This is a genomic window from Solidesulfovibrio carbinoliphilus subsp. oakridgensis (assembly GCF_000177215.2).
Lineage (GTDB): Bacteria > Desulfobacterota > Desulfovibrionia > Desulfovibrionales > Desulfovibrionaceae > Solidesulfovibrio > Solidesulfovibrio carbinoliphilus.
Genome location: NZ_CM001368.1, coordinates 3,390,901 through 3,405,487, shown reverse-complemented (window position 1 = coordinate 3,405,487; position 14,587 = coordinate 3,390,901). Strand labels below are relative to the sequence as shown.

The following is a 14,587-nucleotide window of genomic DNA, read 5'->3' as shown; positions in this document are numbered from 1 at the left end:
AGCCGGGAAAATGACCTAGTAAACGGGTTTTCAGGGAATGTAAACTCACCGCCAGACCAGCGACGCCCACTCCCCGGATTCCCGGGTTTCGGGTTCGGGCAGGCCGGCGGCCCGGTAGGCGGCGGCCACATCGGACGCCTGGGTGGTGAGGATGCCGGAAAGGACCAGCACCCCGCCCGGGGCCACGTGGCGGACCAGCCGGCCGGCCATGGCCACCAGCGGCGCGGCCAGGATGTTGGCGGCCACGATGTCGAAGACGGCGCCCTCGGCCAGGCTGCCCGCGCCGCCGACGGCCAGGCCCATGGCCGCTTCCACGTGGTTGCGGCGCAGGTTTTCGGCCGCGCACCAGACGGCCTGGGGATCGATGTCGAGGCCGACGCCGGTCAGCCCGAGCTTGCAAAGGCCGATGCCGAGGATGCCGGACCCGGTGCCGAGGTCGAGAAACCGGTTGCCCGGGCCGATGCGGCCGGCGGCGAAGCAGTCGGCAAAGGCCTCCAGGCAAAGGGCCGTGGTCGGGTGGTGGCCGGTGCCGAAGGCCATCTTGGGCTCGATCAGGATGGGCTTTCGGTCGCCGATGTCCTTGCCCTCCATCCAGGGCGGCAGGATCTCAAAGACGCTTCCCACCTCGATGGGCGTGAAAAAGGCCATCCAGGCCGCGCCCCAGTCCTCTTCCTCGATGGTGGAAACGGCGATGGAAAGGGCCGGCCAGTCCCTGGCCGCCTCGTCGGCGAAATCCCGGGCCGGGGGCGCGTCTTCCAGATGGACCCGGAACCGCACGGCCGCGCCGTCATCCACACTCGCCTCCTCCCAGCCCTGGGCTGTGCGCTCGGACAGCCAGGCCTCCACCCGCTCGGCCAGGTCGCCCTGGTCGGGAGCGGTGATATCCACCCGCAAAAGCTTTCTCACGCCTGCTCCTTCAAAGGAGGAAAAGAAGCGGGGAACCGCGCCCCCGCGCCTTGCCGGGAGGTTGTCCCGGACCCCTTGATGGGAAGAATGGTTATGGAAAATGGATCGCCCGGGGCCTTGGCCAAAGCCCTCCCCGGGCCGCGTCTTCCGGCTCCGGGAGGCGCGGCTCCGGCCGGCCCGGCCACGCGGCCGCGCCGGGGTCAGGCGCTGTAGTCCGCCAGGGAGCCGACGCCGGAGGTATAGGCCCCGAGTACGTCCTTGGAAAAATTGTAGGTCTGGCTCATGTCGCTGGCGGCGTGGGAGCCGGTGCCGCCGCTATTCATATACTCCAGGGTCTTGCCGACCACGGCCGCGCCGAAGGTCTGCTTGTCGGTCGGCGTGGAGGACGTCGCACTGAAACCGTTCATGGCGTCCAGGGTCTTGGACACGACTTCCGCGCCGATGGTCTGCTTGTCCATGGCCGCAGCCAGGGAGCCGAGGCTCGATGCATCCATGTCGCCCTCCGTGTTCCGGCCGCCTCGCGGCGGCTGTCCGTTCCCCGTACCGGGTCGCTGCCCGTCTCCGGTCAATGAAAGGCCTTGATCGACGTGTAACCGGCTTGGCGACCCCGGTCAAATCCCGGTCCGCCCCCCGCTGGGGAGGGTCCGGGAGGGGGTGGGAAAATCCCCTCCCGGCCGCCGGCGGCATCCTCGCTCCGCTTCCTCTCTTACCGGGCCGCCATGGCCACGGCGCTGCCGGGCAGGCGCAGGGTCTGGCCCACGTGCAGGCGCACCGGGTCGATGCCCGCGTTTTCCGACAGGATGCGGCCCACGCTCACGCCGTAGCGGTGGGACAGGCCCCAGAGGGTGTCGCCGACGGAGACCGTATGGAGCCGGGCCGCCTCGACGGCGGCCGACGGGGCCGACGGGGCCGGGACCGGCAGGGCGGCGTCGGCCGGGACGGCGGCCGCCGGCGCGGCCGGCTCGGTCCGGGGCGCGGCCGAAGCGGCCACAGCGGCCAGGGACGACGGCACGCGCAGGGCCTGGCCCTCGTGAAGCCGCAGGGGATCGACGCCGGGATTGGCCGCGACCAGGGCCTCGATGGAGACGTCGAACCGCCGGGCGATGCTCCAGAGGGTGTCGCCGGCCGCAACCGGAAAGACCAGGGATTCGGCCGAAGCCACGGACTCGCCGGCCGGGATGGTCACGAGCTGGCCCACCTGGAGCCGGGCCGGATCGAGCTCGCCGTTGGCCGAGACCAGGGCGGCGAAATCCACGCCGAACCGCTTGGACAAGGCCCAGAGGGTGTCGCCCTTGGCCACGGGATAGAGGGCCGCGTCGCTCAGCCCCCGGCCGGAACGGACGTCCTGGCGCGGGGCGGGCGGCGCGGCGCGGCCGGCCTCGGCCCGGGCGGAACCGGGCAGGGCCAGAAGCTGGCCGGGCTGGAGCTTCTGGGGATCGACGGCGGCGTTGGCCCGCTTGAGCTCGGCCGCATCGATGCCGAAGCGGCGGGCGATGGACCAGAAGTTGTCGCCGTCGGCCACCACGTAGCGGTCGCCGTCGGCCCTGGCCACGGCCGTGGCCTTGGCGGCGGCCTGCCCCGCGACGGGAATGACCAGGGGCTGGCCGATGTGCAGCCTTGTCGGCTCGACGCCGGGATTGGACTCGGTCAGGGCGGCCACGGTCACGTCGTGCTGCCTGGCCACGGACCAGAAGTTGTCGCCGTCGGCCACGCTGTGGACCCGGCCGGACGCGGCCGCCGGCCGGGCAGGCTCGGCCGGGTGCGGCGCGGGCGCGGCGGCCCGGCCCTCTGCCTCGGCCAGCAGGGCCGGGGACTGGCCGGCCGGCACGGCCAGGGTCTGGCCGATGGACATGCGGCGGGGATCGATGCCGGGATTGGCGGCGGAAAGGGCTTCCGGAGATACGCCGAGCCGCTTGGCCACGGACCAGAGGGTGTCGCCGTCGGCCACGGCATAGGCTCCGCCGGCGGCCGGGCGGGCCGGGGCCGGGACGACGGGAGCGGCCGGCGCGAGGACCGGCGCGGGCGCGGCCTTGGCGACCTTGACGGCCGGGGCCGGCGCGGCCGGGGCCGGGGCCTTGGCCGGGGCGGCCTCGGCCAGACGGAGGGGCGAGGCGCCGGCGGCGGCGATGGGCTTCAAGTCCTTGTCTTCCAGGGAGGCGAGGAGCGCGGCCTTGGGCAGGCCGGCGGCATCGGACACGGCTTCCAGGCACCGGGCGGCGAGCAACCTCGAACCGGCCCCGGAGATGTGGACGCCGTCCTCGGCCCGCAGCTTGACCAGTCCGCCGTCCGGGGCCTTGGCCAGCGGGGCGAAGGCGCCCGACGGGTCGGCCAGCACGTCCTTGACGTCAATGAAGGAACAACCGGGCAGGCTCCTGGCCGCCCGGGCCAACACGCCGTTGACGTGGACCATGGAGGTATTGAAGGACGGGTCGCCCATGACCGGCACGCCGATGAAATAAACGGAGGCGGCGGGGTTGTCCGCCCGGATGATGGCGTGGAGCCGGCCCAGACGCTCGGCGTAGGCCACGTCCCAGTCCCGGGTGCCGAAGGCGGCGGACCGGCCGTCGGACGTGGGCAGCGCCTTGTCGTCGTTGGCCCCGAGCATGATGAGGACCATGTCCGGGTGGTTGGCCTTGACCTGGGCGGCGAGCTGGGCGTCCCAGTCGAAAAAGGCGGGATTGGCCAGACCGCTCGAAACCTTGCCGAGATGGGCAAAGGAGACGCCCGGCCGTCCGGCGAAAACGGTGTCGAGTTGTTTGCCAAGGCCGATGGACAGGGAATCGCCCACGAGCAGAATGCGCCGGGCCCCGGCGGCGGGACCGGCAGGGGCCGCGTCGGCCACGGGCAGGCCCGGGGGCAGGATCAGGGACGCCATCAAAACGGCCAGGAGCAGGGCCTGACTCGGGTTTCGCATACAACACCTCATCGCCCGCCCGGAAACCCTTGCCCGCGACCCCCATCGCGAACGCAAGCCCCGGCGGCGGCATGAAAATGTAAGAAACGCGACCCAAGATGGTATGAGAATCTCAAACAACCGGCGTCCCTGACGCCGCGCCGCCGCAAGTGCCAAAGCCTCCCAGGGATATCACTTTCCCCAACGATTCGAGGCACTTGCCGCCTGACGCGACAGCCATGGCTGCTTTCCCATCCTGGGTATGCACCATACCAGAACGGGGTGTTTTCTACAAGAAGAATACCAAAAACCGGAAAGGATCCGGCAAGGAGGGGAAAAACTAGAACTGGAAGTAAATGAACGGCAGGACGCCGTCCGGGCCGAGCTTCAGGATGCAGGCGGCCGCCAGGCCGAGGGCCGCGCCCTGGACCGGCATGGGCAGTTTCTCGAAAACCGTCCGGAAGGCATCCCGGCCCGACAGGCCAAGGAGCTGCACGGCCAGGACCACGGCCACCAGCGCCAGGCACGTCGGCCGGAAACCGGCCCCGGACGGGTCCCAGGCCACCACGCGTCTGAGAATCTCCACGGCCTTGCCCGCGTCCTCGGCCCCGAAGAAGACCCAGGCCACGGTGACGTAGGAGAAGGTGGCCAGCCAGCAGCCGGCGTTCCACACGCCCGTGAGGACTCGCGAGCCGGTGGCCGGCAGGCCCGCCGCCACCCGGGCCGCCGCCCGGGCCGACCGGTACTCCCCGACCAGATGGGTCCCCACCAGCCCGAAACCGTGGATAAAGCCCCAGACCAGGAAGTTGTAGGCCGCCCCGTGCCACAGTCCGCCAAGGGCCATGGTCAGGACGAGGTTCAGGTATTTTCGAAACCGGCCTTTGCGGTTCCCGCCAAGTGAGATATACAGATAATCCCGGAGCCACACCGAAAAGGTGATGTGCCAGCGCCGCCAGAAATCGCGAAGGCTCAACGACGTATAGGGGGCGTTGAAGTTGTCCGGGATATCGAAGCCCATCAGGAGGGCCACGCCCTGGGCCAGATCGGAATAGCCGGAAAAGTCGCAGTAGATCTGGGCGGCATAGGACAGGACGCCGACCAGGACCGCGGCCGAGGAAAACCCTTCCGGCGCGCCAAAGGTGGTGCGCACGATATGCTCGGACAGGTAGCTCGAAATGATGATCTTTTTCACCAGCCCCCGGGTCAGCAGGTAAAAGGCCCGGGTGAAGTCCACGGGCACGACCCGCTCCCGCTTGAGCTGGGGCAGGAAATTGCCGGCCCGCAGGATCGGTCCGGACAGGATGGTCGGGAAAAAGGAGATGAAGCAGAAGACCTCGACCAGACTCCGCTCCACCTTGGCCGGGTCCCGGTAGACGTCGATGGCGTAACTCATGCCCTGGAACGTGAAAAACGAGATGCCGATGGGCATGATGACGTCGAGGAGCGGCACCGGACTGGTGACGGAAAAGGTGCGGAACAGCCAGTCGGCCGAAATGTAGAGCATCTCGTAATACTTGAAGAAAGCGAGCATGCCCAGGGAAAAGGCCACGTAGAGGACCAGGCAGAATCGCCGGAACCTGAGATCCGAGGTCTCGGCGAAAACCACGGCGAAAAACCAGGTCAGAAAACTGAAGACCAAGAGGATGAGCAGAAACTTGGCGTTGAACGAGGCGTAAAAAACATAGGAGGCGAGGAGCAGGAACAACCGGTACGGCGCATCGAACCGGCGCAACATCCAGTTGAGCGGCAAAATGGCCGCGAAAAAAAGAGAAAATTCAAAGCTGGTAATGTTCATCGGGTGACGTCGCGACCTCCGGGAAGTGGAGCGCAAGCTAGCTTCGCCGCCGCCAAAACGCAACCGGCTTGCACGCCAGCCGCTCCCGCCGTCAGAGGAATGACGCCGCCCCCCTCAAGCTATCTTCATCTATTTCATGGTATTAAGATAATTTTTTTACGGCCCGTCCCTTGCAACCCGGAATCCATCCTCCGGCCGGACACTCCCGCCGGCGGCAAACAATCGACACCGCCATGCACCAAGCCGCTCTCCCATTCCCGTGTCGTCCCGGCAGAGGCCTGCTCGCCCTGGCCGCCCTGGCCGCGGTGCTTCTCGGCGCGCCCGGCCCGACCCATCCCGGCCTGGCCCCCCTGGCCCTCCCTCGCCCCGCCACCCCACTCGGCGACGAACTGCGGACCCTGGTCGCCAACCTGGACCTTTCCGGCAGGCCCGACGCGGCCCCCGCCGGACCGGACCGGCATGTCCTGCGCCTGGCCGTCACGGCCTACACGGTCCGGCTGGTCGTGGACCCCCAGGCCGCCCATCCCCTGAGCGGGCCGGTGGCCGTGGGCCAGGACCGGCACCTCGGCGCCCCCGGCCGGACGCTTCGCCTCGTGTCCCTGGCCCCGGCCGACACCGGGCCGCAACCCCCGGCCGCGCCTCGGGTTGCCGTCAAGAATATGCCGCCCGAGGCCGACCGCGACGTGACGCCGGAGACCTCCCCGGTTGTCGTCGCCGAGGCCAGGCCCCTGGGCCCGGACAGTCCCGGGCCGCGCCCGACTCCGACCGTCGCTTCCGCTGCCACGCCGACTCCCGTGCAGGCCACCTCGCCCGTTGCCGTCCCCGTTGCCGCCGCGCCCGCATCGGCGCCGGTCGGCGCGCCCGGCCGGTCCATCCTCGTGGCCGGGGATTCGCTGTCCATCTTCCTGGCCGATGCCCTGCGCCCGCTCCTGGCCGGCCGGCCCGGCGCCTCCTTCGCCGCCCGGGGCAAGGTTTCAAGCGGCCTGGCCCGGCCCGACTTCTTCAACTGGGAACGCGAGATGGCCGCCCTGGCCGCTTCCGGCCGGCCGGATACCGTCCTGGTCATGATCGCCACCAACGACAACCAGACCCTCACCCGCCCGGACGGCAGGAAACTGGCCTTCGGCCGGCCCGGCTGGAACGAGGAATACGCCCGCCGCGTGCGCCGGCTGGTGGAACTGGCCCGCCAAGGCAACCCCGACGCCCGCGTCTACTGGATCGGCGCGCCGGTCATGGCCGATCCCGGGCTCAACGCCGACGTGGCCGCCATAAACGCCGTCATCGCCCGGCAACTGGCCGCCCTGCCCGGCTGCCGGTTCGTGGACGTCTCCCGGACCCTGGCCGACGCCGCCGGCCACTACGCCCCGGCCCTGCCCTCCCCGGCCGGCCCCCGCACCGCCCGGACCCCTGACGGCGTCCACCTCACCCCCTTTGGCGCCAAACTCCTCGCCCACGCCGCCCTGGCCTCCATGAGCCCGGCCGTGGCCGCCCTGGACACCCGCTAACGCCCGTCCCAGGCCCTTTACCGGCCTCCGGCGGCATGCTAGAGCCGGCCCATGGAAACGATCCTGCTCAAAATCCTCGAGGCGCAACACGAGATTTTGGCCGAGTTGCGCCTGCTGCGCCAGACGCTTTCGCCCGCGCAGCCGAAAGCTCCCCACCTCGCATCCCCCGTCGAGGCGGCACCACCGCCCCAGGCCCAGGCCCCCGAACCCCGGCCGGCCCCGGCCGCCGCCCCCGCTTCCGCTCCGGCCAGCACACCCGTGACCGCGCCGCCGCCACCGGTCGCGCCCCGCGAACAGTCGGGCGGCATGCTGACGGTCAACGAACTGACCGACCTCGGCGGCCAGTTCCTCGACCCCGGCCAGCGCAACCGCAGCCGCGTCAAGCCCGTGGACGCCACGGCCCTCAGCCACTCCATCCTCGACGACATCAAGGCCAAAAACAAAGCCAAGCGCAGCGCCTTCGCCGAATTCGACAAGTTCGACAAGGGCCGGTAGCCGGGAGGATAAAGAGGCCTCCGGCGGCCGGGAGGGGGTCACCCCCTCCCGGACCCACCCGAACGGGGTGGACGGATGGGAGGCACGGCGTAATTCCCGGCACCTCCAAACTCGCCCGGTTCCTCCGGGCGACGGGCCTGTGTGGCCGGAATCGGGTTGGCGTGCCGGCCGGCTTTGCGGCCTGCGTCGCCAACCCGATTCCGGCCACCCGTCACACCCCCGACCACGCCCCCCCGCCACCCGCCTGCCCAACCCCCGCCCACCCCGTTCGGGGGGTCCGGGGGGGATGATCCCCCCCGGCCGCCGGAGGCATCTCCCCCGTTCTTCCCCCCTCGCTTCCGGTACCCGGCCAGTGCCTCGGTTCCTTGGCGGTGCGTCATTGCCCGGGGCGGCGTATGGCGGTAGCAGGGGGATGGAAAAGAAAGGAGGCGCCATGAACGTCATTGCCATAAACGGAAGCCCGAGGAAGAAGTGGAACACCGCCACGCTGCTGACGCATGCCCTGCAAGGGGCCGAGAGCAAGGGCGCGGCCACGGAAATGGTGCATTTGTACGACCTGGACTACAAGGGTTGCATCAGCTGCTTCGAGTGCAAGAAGATCGGCGGCAAGAACTACGGACGCTGCGCGGTCAAGGACGGGCTGACGCCACTCCTGGAGCGGGTCGGCGCGGCGGACGCGGTGCTTCTGGGCACACCGGTCTATTTCGGCGCGGAGACGGGCATGATGCGCTCGTTTTTCGAGCGGTTCGCCTTTCCCTACCTGACCTACACCCCGGGCTACGAGTCGCTTTTCATCCGTAAGATGCCGACGGCCATGATTTATACGATGAACATCCCCGAGCAGGCGCTGCCCGAGTGGGGCTACGATGTTTTCATGGAGCGGATGCGGGGGGTGATGGCCCGGACGTTCGGGTCGTGCGAGATGCTGGCCAGCACGGACACCTGCCAGTTCGACGACTATTCCAAATACCTGTCCACCTGCTGGGACGCGGCGGCCAAGGCCAGACGGCGCGAGGAGGTGTTTCCCGAGGACTGCGCCAGGGCCTTCGCCTTAGGCGAGAGGCTGGTCGCGGCGGCCGGCAACTGAGCGGACGGGAAACCGGGCCGGAACGTGGTTCCGGCCCGGGGAAGGTCAGGGGTGCCACAGCCGGCGGTCGAAGTCGTATTCGCGGGAGGTGACGTGGTCCTCCAGCCGGCGGATGCGGCGGTCGAGGCGTTCGAAGCGGCGCTTGACCCGGCCCAGCGCATTGGCCCGGGAGGCGACGTAGTCGTCGTAAAAGGCCCGCTCCTCGTCCGAGTCCGGGGGAAGGACGGGCTCGGGTTTGATGAGGAAGCCGGCGATCAGGTAGGCTCCGACCATGGGCCAGACCCCGGTGAAGGGAGTCAGGACCAGGATGAAGACCCGGAACCAGAAGACCGGAACATCGAGGAACCGGGCCAGCCCCTTGCAGACGCCAAGGAAGAGGCCGGACCGGGACCGGTAGAGCCGGTCCAGACGCCATTGGCTGTAATGCCTCATTGTCCGTCTCCCTTGGTGGCCCTGGGTTCGAGGACCAGGGTTTCGAGAGTTTCCACGCGCTCTTCCAGGCGGGAGAGGCTGCGGTGGATCTCCTGGAGAAGCTGCGCCTCCTCGGCGTCGCTGCCGCGCGGTTTGGCCGCGCCGGGGCGCAGGAGCCGCACGCCGAGGAGGAAAATGGTGCCAAGGATGACCAGGCCGACCACCGTGGCTCCGGCCATGACCAGTGCCGTCAAAAGTCCCATCATGATTGTTCCTTGCGGCCGGGTCGAAAGAGACCTTCTTCCCGGCCCGTTGTCGGCCGCGTCGTCCCGTGACGCCTTGTTGACGGCCAGAAGTGGATTTCCGGGACGACACCGAGGATTTCACGCGGGCCAGGCCCGCGTCAAGCGCCCGGCGGCGTCGCCGGTCAGGCCTGGCGCTTGGCCTTGATCCGGGCCAGCTCGCGTTCCACGTCCTCGTCGGCGGCTAGGCGGTCGAAGCGGGCCTCCAGGCTCTCACCTTCGGGCGCACGCCTCACCCCGGTCGCCGACCCGGCCAGTTCGGCCTCGGCTTCCAGGCGCTCGATGCGGCTCTCGAATTGCTCGAAGCGGAGCATGGCCTCGGTCGAATCGGCCTTGGAGATATCCTCGCGCACCCGCTTCTTGCCGGTGGCCCGGATGTGGCGGTGCAGCAGCGTCCGCTGGCGCTCCTTGGCCGAGGCCAGCTTTTCGTCCAGCCGGGCGATGTCCTCGCGGCAGGCGGCGATCATGCCTTCCATGGCCGCCTGCTCTGCGCCGAGGGCCTCGGCCCGGGCGTCGAGGCCGCGCTTTTCGAGCAGTGCCTCCCGGGCCAGGTCCTCGCGGCCCTTGTCCACGGCCAGCTCGGCCTTTTCGCCCCACCGGGCGGCCCGGTCCCGGACGGCGGCCAGCTCCCGGCCGGACGTGGCGGCCTGGGCCATGGCCCGGGCGCAGTCGGCCTTCAGTTCGACCAGCGTCTCCTCCATCTCCTGGATCATGAGGCGGATGAGCTTTTCCGGATCTTCGGCCCGGTCGAGCATGGTGTTGATGTTTGAATGAATGATGTCCCTGAAGCGGCTGAAAATTCCCATGGCGTTCCTCCGGCCGCGCCGTGGAGGCGCGGTGCTGCCGGAGCGTTAGCAGGAGGCGTGCCGTTTGGCGCGGCATCGTATTTCAAGGGGTTGCAACGCAGTCCGCAAAGAAGGTTTGCGTCTTTCGCCGCACTATGGTTTTACAAGCCATACAAGAGGTCATATTCGCCATGTCCACTCCCGCCCCGGGCCTCCTGGAGGCCCTTGGACAGTCCGACGCCTTCCTGGCCTTCATGGAACAGGTCGCGGCCGCCGCCCGGGTCAACCGGCCCGCGCTCCTGGTCGGCGAGCGCGGCACCGGCAAGGAGCTGGCCGCAACCAGGCTCCATTTCCACTCCCCGCGCTGGGAAGCCCCCCTGGTCACGGTCAATCTGGCCGCCCTGCCGCGCACGCTCCTCGAGGCCGAGCTCTTCGGCCACGAGGCCGGGGCCTTCACCGGCGCGGCCCGCCGCCGGCCGGGCCGGTTCGAGGCGGCCGACGGGGGCACGCTTTTCCTGGACGAACTGCAGGCCGCGCCCCGGGCGGTCCAGGAGAAGCTCCTGCGCGTCCTCGAATACGGCACCTTCGAGCGGCTCGGCGCCAGCGACACCCTGCAAGTCGACGTGCGGGTCGTCGCGGCGGTCAACGTCGATCCGCGCGAGCTTATCCGGCGCGGCCGCCTGCTCCCGGACCTCCTCGACCGGCTGGCCTTTGCCGTGCTCCCGGTGCCGCCCCTGCGCCACCGCCACGGCGACATCCCGTACTTGGCCGCGCGGTTCGCCGCCCGGTTCGCGGCCGAACTCGGCCGGGACCTGCCCCCGTCCTTCGCCCCGGCCGCCCTGGCCACGCTTGCCGCCCACGCCTGGCCGGGCAACATCCGGGAACTGAAAAACGTGGTCGAGCGGGCCGTCTTCGAAACGCCCGGCCCCCAGATCACCCACGTCACCCTCGACCCCTTCGCCCACCCCTTCGCCCCCGCCACCCCGCTGGCCATAACTCCCGCCCCTCCCCTTTCGGGGGGTCCGGGGGGGATGATCCCCCCCGGCGGAGAGGTCCAGGAGAGGCAGCGCCTCTCCTGGCCGCCGGAGGCATCTTCCTCTTCATCACCATCCTCTCTTCTCCCCTGGTCCCAGGCGACCGCCGCCTTCGAGACCGACCTCCTGGGCCGGGCCTTGGCCCGAAGCGGCGGCAACCAGCGGCGGGCGGCCGAGGTCTTGGGGCTCACCTACCACCAGTTCCGGGGGCTCTACCGCAAATACGCGCCCGCCCTGGCCGCACGGCCCGGGCACCCTTGACGCGCGTCCCAATCCCCCGTAGCCCCAGCCCATGCCGCAACATACCCCTACCGACAGTTCGTGCCGGATAACCCGCCTGCCAAACGGCGTGCGCGTGGTCACGGAAGCAATGCCCCTGGTCAAGACCGCCAGCCTCGGCGTGTGGATCGAGGCCGGTTCGCGCCACGAAGGGCCCGGCCAGGAGGGCATGGCCCACCTGTGGGAGCACATGGCCTTTAAGGGCACGACCCACCGCGACGCCCTGGCCATCGCCAAGGAGCTCGACATCCTCGGCGGCCTGGCCAACGCCTTCACCTCCCGCGAGGCCACCTGCTTCCATATCCGGGTCATGGACGCCCACTTCGACCGGGCCTTTGACATCGTCAGCGACATCGCCCTCAACCCGGCCCTCGACCCCGAAGAGCTCGGCCGCGAACAGGCCGTCATCCTGCAGGAAATTTCCATGGTGGAGGAGACGCCGGAAGACAAGGTCCACGAGGACTTCTGGGCCGCGGCCTGGAAGAATCCGGCCATCGCCCACCCCATCACCGGCACGCCGGAATCGGTCACGGCCGCGACCCCAAAGACCCTGCTCGACTGGCGCCATGCCCACTACCGGCCGGAGGCCATCGTGGTGGTCGCCGCCGGGGCCGTGTCCCACGAGGCGCTCCTGGCCCTGGCCGAAGCAACGTTCGGGCGCCTGCCCGCCGCGCCGGCCCCGGCCAAGGCTCCGGCCGGCCCCTACACGCCGCCGCGTCTGGCTGTTCGCCGCGAGAGCGAGCAGAACCACGTGATCCTGGCCTTCCCGTCCGTGGCCAACACCAGCCCGGACCGCTTCGCCCACACCCTTTTGGCCACGCTCCTTGGCGGCAACATGTCCTCGCGCCTCTTCCAGGAAGTCCGCGAGAAACGGGGCCTGGCCTATTCGATTTACGCCAGCCTAAACGGCCTGTCCGATACCGGCCTGTTCGAGATCCAGGCCGCCGTGGAGCCGGAGCGCACCGAGGAACTCCTCGCCGTGGTCCGGGCCGAGCTGGCCGCCGTGGCCGGCGGCGCGGTCACGGCCGAGGAGCTCGACCACACCCGCGAACACCTGAAGGGGCTTCTGTACCTCGGCGCGGAATCGACCGAAAACCGCATGATGCGCCTGGCCCGCAACATCCTCCTTTTCGACCGCCACATCCCCATCGAGGAGACCGCGGCCGAACTCGACAAGGTGACACTGTCCGATCTGGCCGCCATCGCCCGCGCGGCCTTCACCCCGGAACTGACGGGCCTTTGCATCCTCGGCCCGACGGCCGCGATTCCATAAGGGAAGAGAAGATGAAGATGCCTCCGGCGGCCGGGGGGGATGATCCCCCCCGGACCCCCTGAAAGGGGGGGAATTGGGGAGGCTGCGGGTGTCGTCTTGGGGCAAAAGGGTGTAGGGGCCGGGGAAGAAACCGAGCGGAGACGCGTCCGGAGGTTCGGAAAACCGTGTCCGCTCTCTGGCGGGGCTCGCGGCGAGCCCGAAGGAGGCCATCCATGAGCGAAACCGTTTCCTACGCCATCGGCTCGGGCGTCCTGCGCCTCATCGCCGGCGACATCACCACCGACGACGGCGACGCCATCGTCAACGCCGCCAACTCCGCCCTGGCCGGCGGCGGCGGCGTGGACGGGGCCATCCACCGGGCCGCAGGACCCAAGCTCCTCGCCGCCTGCCGGGACATCATCGCCCGCATCGGCCGCCTGCCGGCCGGCGGGGCCGTCATCACCCCCGGCTTCGACCTGCCCGCCCGACACGTCATCCATACCGTCGGCCCCATCTGGCGCGGCGGCAACGACGGCGAGGCCGAGGCCCTGCGCTCGGCCTACGCGCAGTCCCTGGCCCGGGCGGCCGAGGCCAATCTCACCACCGTCTCCTTCCCGGCCATCTCCACCGGCGCCTACGGCTATCCCCTGGACCAGGCCGCCCGCATCGCCTTGGAGACCCTGGGCCAAGGCCTTGAAAGCGGCCCGGTCCGGGAGATCCGCGTCTACCTCCACGGGAAAAACGCCTTCGACCTCTGGCGTTCCGTGGCGGAAGCACTATTTAGCTGAGGTCGCTTTACCCGTCGTCGGAATGCCTCCGGCGGCCGGGGCCCTGCCCCGGACCCTGCTGGGGCGGAGCCCCAGACCCCGCCAGGGCGCTGCCCTGGACCCGCCGGGGGGGATCATCCCCCCCGGACCCCCTGAGCGGGGTAAGGGGCGGGAGCATGGGAAACGGGTGGTGGGTAGTCGTGGTCGGGGGTGCGTCGGTGCGGCCGGCATCGGTCCGGCGTGCTCGCCGGCTTGGCGGCGTGCGTCGCCGGACCGATGCCGGCCGCACAGGCCCGTCGCCCCGAAGACGGGGCGAGGTGGGTCGATTTTTTGCTTTGAAAGCCTGAAAACCAGTCGGACGGCAAGCCGTCCGCGACAGGTGCGTCTCGGGGAAGGACGACAGGGGAAGGGTGCCCCTTTCGCTGCGGGCCGCGTGGCCCGGGGTTCCCTCCCCCGGTTCCACCGGAGGTAATTGCATGGAATTACGTGGAACGACCATATTGGCCGTGAAGACGGACACGGGCGTGGCCATGGCCGGCGACGGCCAGGTGACGCTTGGCCAGTCCGTGGCCATGAAGCACGGCGCGCGCAAGGTGCGCCGCATCTACAAGGACAAGGTGGTCATCGGCTTTGCCGGGGCCACGGCCGACGCCTTCACCCTTTTTGAGCGGTTCGAGGCCAAGCTGGAGGAATTCGGCGGCAACCTGGTGCGGGCCAGCGTGGAGCTGGCCAAGGACTGGCGCAAGGACAAGTACCTGCGCCGCCTGGAAGCCATGCTCCTCGTGGCCGATGCCGGCAATATCCTGCTCCTCTCCGGCAACGGCGACGTGATCGAGCCCGACGACGGCGTGGCGGCCATCGGGTCCGGCGGCCCCTACGCCCTGGCCGCCGCCCGGGCCCTGGTGCGCCACACGGGCCTTTCCGGCCGGGAGATCGTGGAGCGGGCCATGGCCATTGCCGCCGAAATCTGCGTCTTCACCAACGACCGCATCGTGGTCGAGACCGTGGAGCGCCCGGCCGACGGCCTGTAACAGGCAGGCCCTTGCCGACAATACGGATCGCGGCCCACGCGTGGC

14 protein-coding genes are annotated in these 14,587 nt (G+C 69.7%); 7 read left to right on the top strand and 7 right to left on the bottom strand.

Annotated features, from left to right (window positions below):
* Positions 1 to 45 precede the first annotated feature (45 nt).
* The 4 genes from DFW101_RS14880 to DFW101_RS14865 form a co-directional block, all read right to left on the bottom strand.
* Positions 46 to 906 carry a 50S ribosomal protein L11 methyltransferase gene (locus DFW101_RS14880; RefSeq protein ID WP_009182347.1) on the bottom strand — a complete coding sequence of 287 codons (861 nt, stop codon included), beginning with the start codon at positions 904 to 906 and terminating at the stop codon, positions 46 to 48.
* 200 nt (positions 907 to 1,106) lie between these two features.
* On the bottom strand, positions 1,107 to 1,400 hold the full coding sequence (locus tag DFW101_RS14875) for a hypothetical protein (protein ID WP_009182346.1): 294 nt from the start codon (positions 1,398 to 1,400) through the stop codon (positions 1,107 to 1,109).
* Positions 1,401 to 1,612: 212 nt separating this feature from the next.
* Positions 1,613 to 3,820, bottom strand: a complete 2,208-nt coding sequence (locus DFW101_RS14870) for a DUF459 domain-containing protein (protein WP_009182345.1) — start codon at positions 3,818 to 3,820, stop codon at positions 1,613 to 1,615.
* 319 nt (positions 3,821 to 4,139) lie between these two features.
* Positions 4,140 to 5,594, bottom strand: a complete 1,455-nt coding sequence (locus DFW101_RS14865) for an MBOAT family O-acyltransferase (RefSeq protein ID WP_009182344.1) — start codon at positions 5,592 to 5,594, stop codon at positions 4,140 to 4,142.
* A gap of 233 nt (positions 5,595 to 5,827) precedes the next feature.
* Between DFW101_RS14865 and DFW101_RS14860 the strand changes: the two genes are divergently transcribed.
* The 3 genes from DFW101_RS14860 to DFW101_RS14850 all read left to right on the top strand — a co-directional run bounded on the left by DFW101_RS14860 (position 5,828) and on the right by DFW101_RS14850 (position 8,681).
* Entirely contained in the window at positions 5,828 to 7,099 is a 1,272-nt protein-coding gene (locus tag DFW101_RS14860) for an SGNH/GDSL hydrolase family protein (protein ID WP_009182343.1), read from the top strand.
* 51 nt (positions 7,100 to 7,150) lie between these two features.
* The gene (locus DFW101_RS14855; protein ID WP_009182342.1) at positions 7,151 to 7,594 is read left to right on the top strand and encodes a hypothetical protein; all 444 of its coding nucleotides are present in this window, start codon (positions 7,151 to 7,153) and stop codon (positions 7,592 to 7,594) included.
* Between the two features lie 433 nt (positions 7,595 to 8,027).
* On the top strand, positions 8,028 to 8,681 hold the full coding sequence (locus tag DFW101_RS14850) for a flavodoxin family protein (RefSeq protein ID WP_009182341.1): 654 nt from the start codon (positions 8,028 to 8,030) through the stop codon (positions 8,679 to 8,681).
* A gap of 45 nt (positions 8,682 to 8,726) precedes the next feature.
* Here DFW101_RS14850 and DFW101_RS14845 read toward each other — a convergent pair whose 3' ends face one another.
* The 3 genes from DFW101_RS14845 to DFW101_RS14835 all read right to left on the bottom strand — a co-directional run bounded on the left by DFW101_RS14845 (position 8,727) and on the right by DFW101_RS14835 (position 10,200).
* Positions 8,727 to 9,113: a PspC domain-containing protein gene (locus DFW101_RS14845; protein ID WP_009182340.1), complete on the bottom strand. Its 387-nt coding sequence runs from the start codon at positions 9,111 to 9,113 to the stop codon at positions 8,727 to 8,729.
* On the bottom strand, positions 9,110 to 9,358 hold the full coding sequence (locus DFW101_RS14840) for a hypothetical protein (protein WP_009182339.1): 249 nt from the start codon (positions 9,356 to 9,358) through the stop codon (positions 9,110 to 9,112). The genes DFW101_RS14845 and DFW101_RS14840 overlap by 4 nt, the downstream gene beginning before the upstream one ends.
* Before the next feature lie 161 nt (positions 9,359 to 9,519).
* Complete coding sequence (locus DFW101_RS14835) at positions 9,520 to 10,200, bottom strand: PspA/IM30 family protein (protein WP_009182338.1); 681 nt, start codon at positions 10,198 to 10,200, stop codon at positions 9,520 to 9,522.
* Between the two features lie 170 nt (positions 10,201 to 10,370).
* On the opposite strand from DFW101_RS14835, the gene DFW101_RS14830 reads away from it, so the two are divergent.
* The 4 genes from DFW101_RS14830 to hslV all read left to right on the top strand — a co-directional run bounded on the left by DFW101_RS14830 (position 10,371) and on the right by hslV (position 14,542).
* Positions 10,371 to 11,474, top strand: coding sequence for a sigma 54-interacting transcriptional regulator (locus tag DFW101_RS14830; RefSeq protein WP_009182337.1), 1,104 nt, complete (start codon positions 10,371 to 10,373; stop codon positions 11,472 to 11,474).
* Between the two features lie 31 nt (positions 11,475 to 11,505).
* Positions 11,506 to 12,765: a M16 family metallopeptidase gene (locus DFW101_RS14825; RefSeq protein WP_009182336.1), complete on the top strand. Its 1,260-nt coding sequence runs from the start codon at positions 11,506 to 11,508 to the stop codon at positions 12,763 to 12,765.
* A gap of 212 nt (positions 12,766 to 12,977) precedes the next feature.
* Positions 12,978 to 13,532 carry an O-acetyl-ADP-ribose deacetylase gene (locus tag DFW101_RS14820; RefSeq protein ID WP_009182335.1) on the top strand — a complete coding sequence of 185 codons (555 nt, stop codon included), beginning with the start codon at positions 12,978 to 12,980 and terminating at the stop codon, positions 13,530 to 13,532.
* A gap of 455 nt (positions 13,533 to 13,987) precedes the next feature.
* Entirely contained in the window at positions 13,988 to 14,542 is a 555-nt protein-coding gene (gene hslV, locus DFW101_RS14815) for an ATP-dependent protease subunit HslV (RefSeq protein ID WP_009110667.1), read from the top strand.
* The last annotated feature ends 45 nt before the right edge of the window (positions 14,543 to 14,587 follow it).

Excerpts from the sequence above, each read along its gene's own strand:
- DFW101_RS14850 (WP_009182341.1), top strand. The coding sequence starts at position 8,028 with ATGAACGTCATTGCCATAAACGGAAGCCCGAGGAAGAAGTGGAACACC.
- DFW101_RS14825 (WP_009182336.1), top strand. The coding sequence starts at position 11,506 with ATGCCGCAACATACCCCTACCGACAGTTCGTGCCGGATAACCCGCCTG.
- DFW101_RS14855 (WP_009182342.1), top strand. The coding sequence starts at position 7,151 with ATGGAAACGATCCTGCTCAAAATCCTCGAGGCGCAACACGAGATTTTG.
- DFW101_RS14875 (WP_009182346.1), bottom strand. The coding sequence starts at position 1,400 with ATGGATGCATCGAGCCTCGGCTCCCTGGCTGCGGCCATGGACAAGCAG.
- DFW101_RS14840 (WP_009182339.1), bottom strand. The coding sequence starts at position 9,358 with ATGATGGGACTTTTGACGGCACTGGTCATGGCCGGAGCCACGGTGGTC.
- DFW101_RS14860 (WP_009182343.1), top strand. The coding sequence starts at position 5,828 with ATGCACCAAGCCGCTCTCCCATTCCCGTGTCGTCCCGGCAGAGGCCTG.
- DFW101_RS14865 (WP_009182344.1), bottom strand. The coding sequence starts at position 5,594 with ATGAACATTACCAGCTTTGAATTTTCTCTTTTTTTCGCGGCCATTTTG.
- DFW101_RS14830 (WP_009182337.1), top strand. The coding sequence starts at position 10,371 with ATGTCCACTCCCGCCCCGGGCCTCCTGGAGGCCCTTGGACAGTCCGAC.
- DFW101_RS14820 (WP_009182335.1), top strand. The coding sequence starts at position 12,978 with ATGAGCGAAACCGTTTCCTACGCCATCGGCTCGGGCGTCCTGCGCCTC.
- hslV (WP_009110667.1), top strand. The coding sequence starts at position 13,988 with ATGGAATTACGTGGAACGACCATATTGGCCGTGAAGACGGACACGGGC.
- DFW101_RS14835 (WP_009182338.1), bottom strand. The coding sequence starts at position 10,200 with ATGGGAATTTTCAGCCGCTTCAGGGACATCATTCATTCAAACATCAAC.
- DFW101_RS14870 (WP_009182345.1), bottom strand. The coding sequence starts at position 3,820 with ATGCGAAACCCGAGTCAGGCCCTGCTCCTGGCCGTTTTGATGGCGTCC.
- DFW101_RS14845 (WP_009182340.1), bottom strand. The coding sequence starts at position 9,113 with ATGAGGCATTACAGCCAATGGCGTCTGGACCGGCTCTACCGGTCCCGG.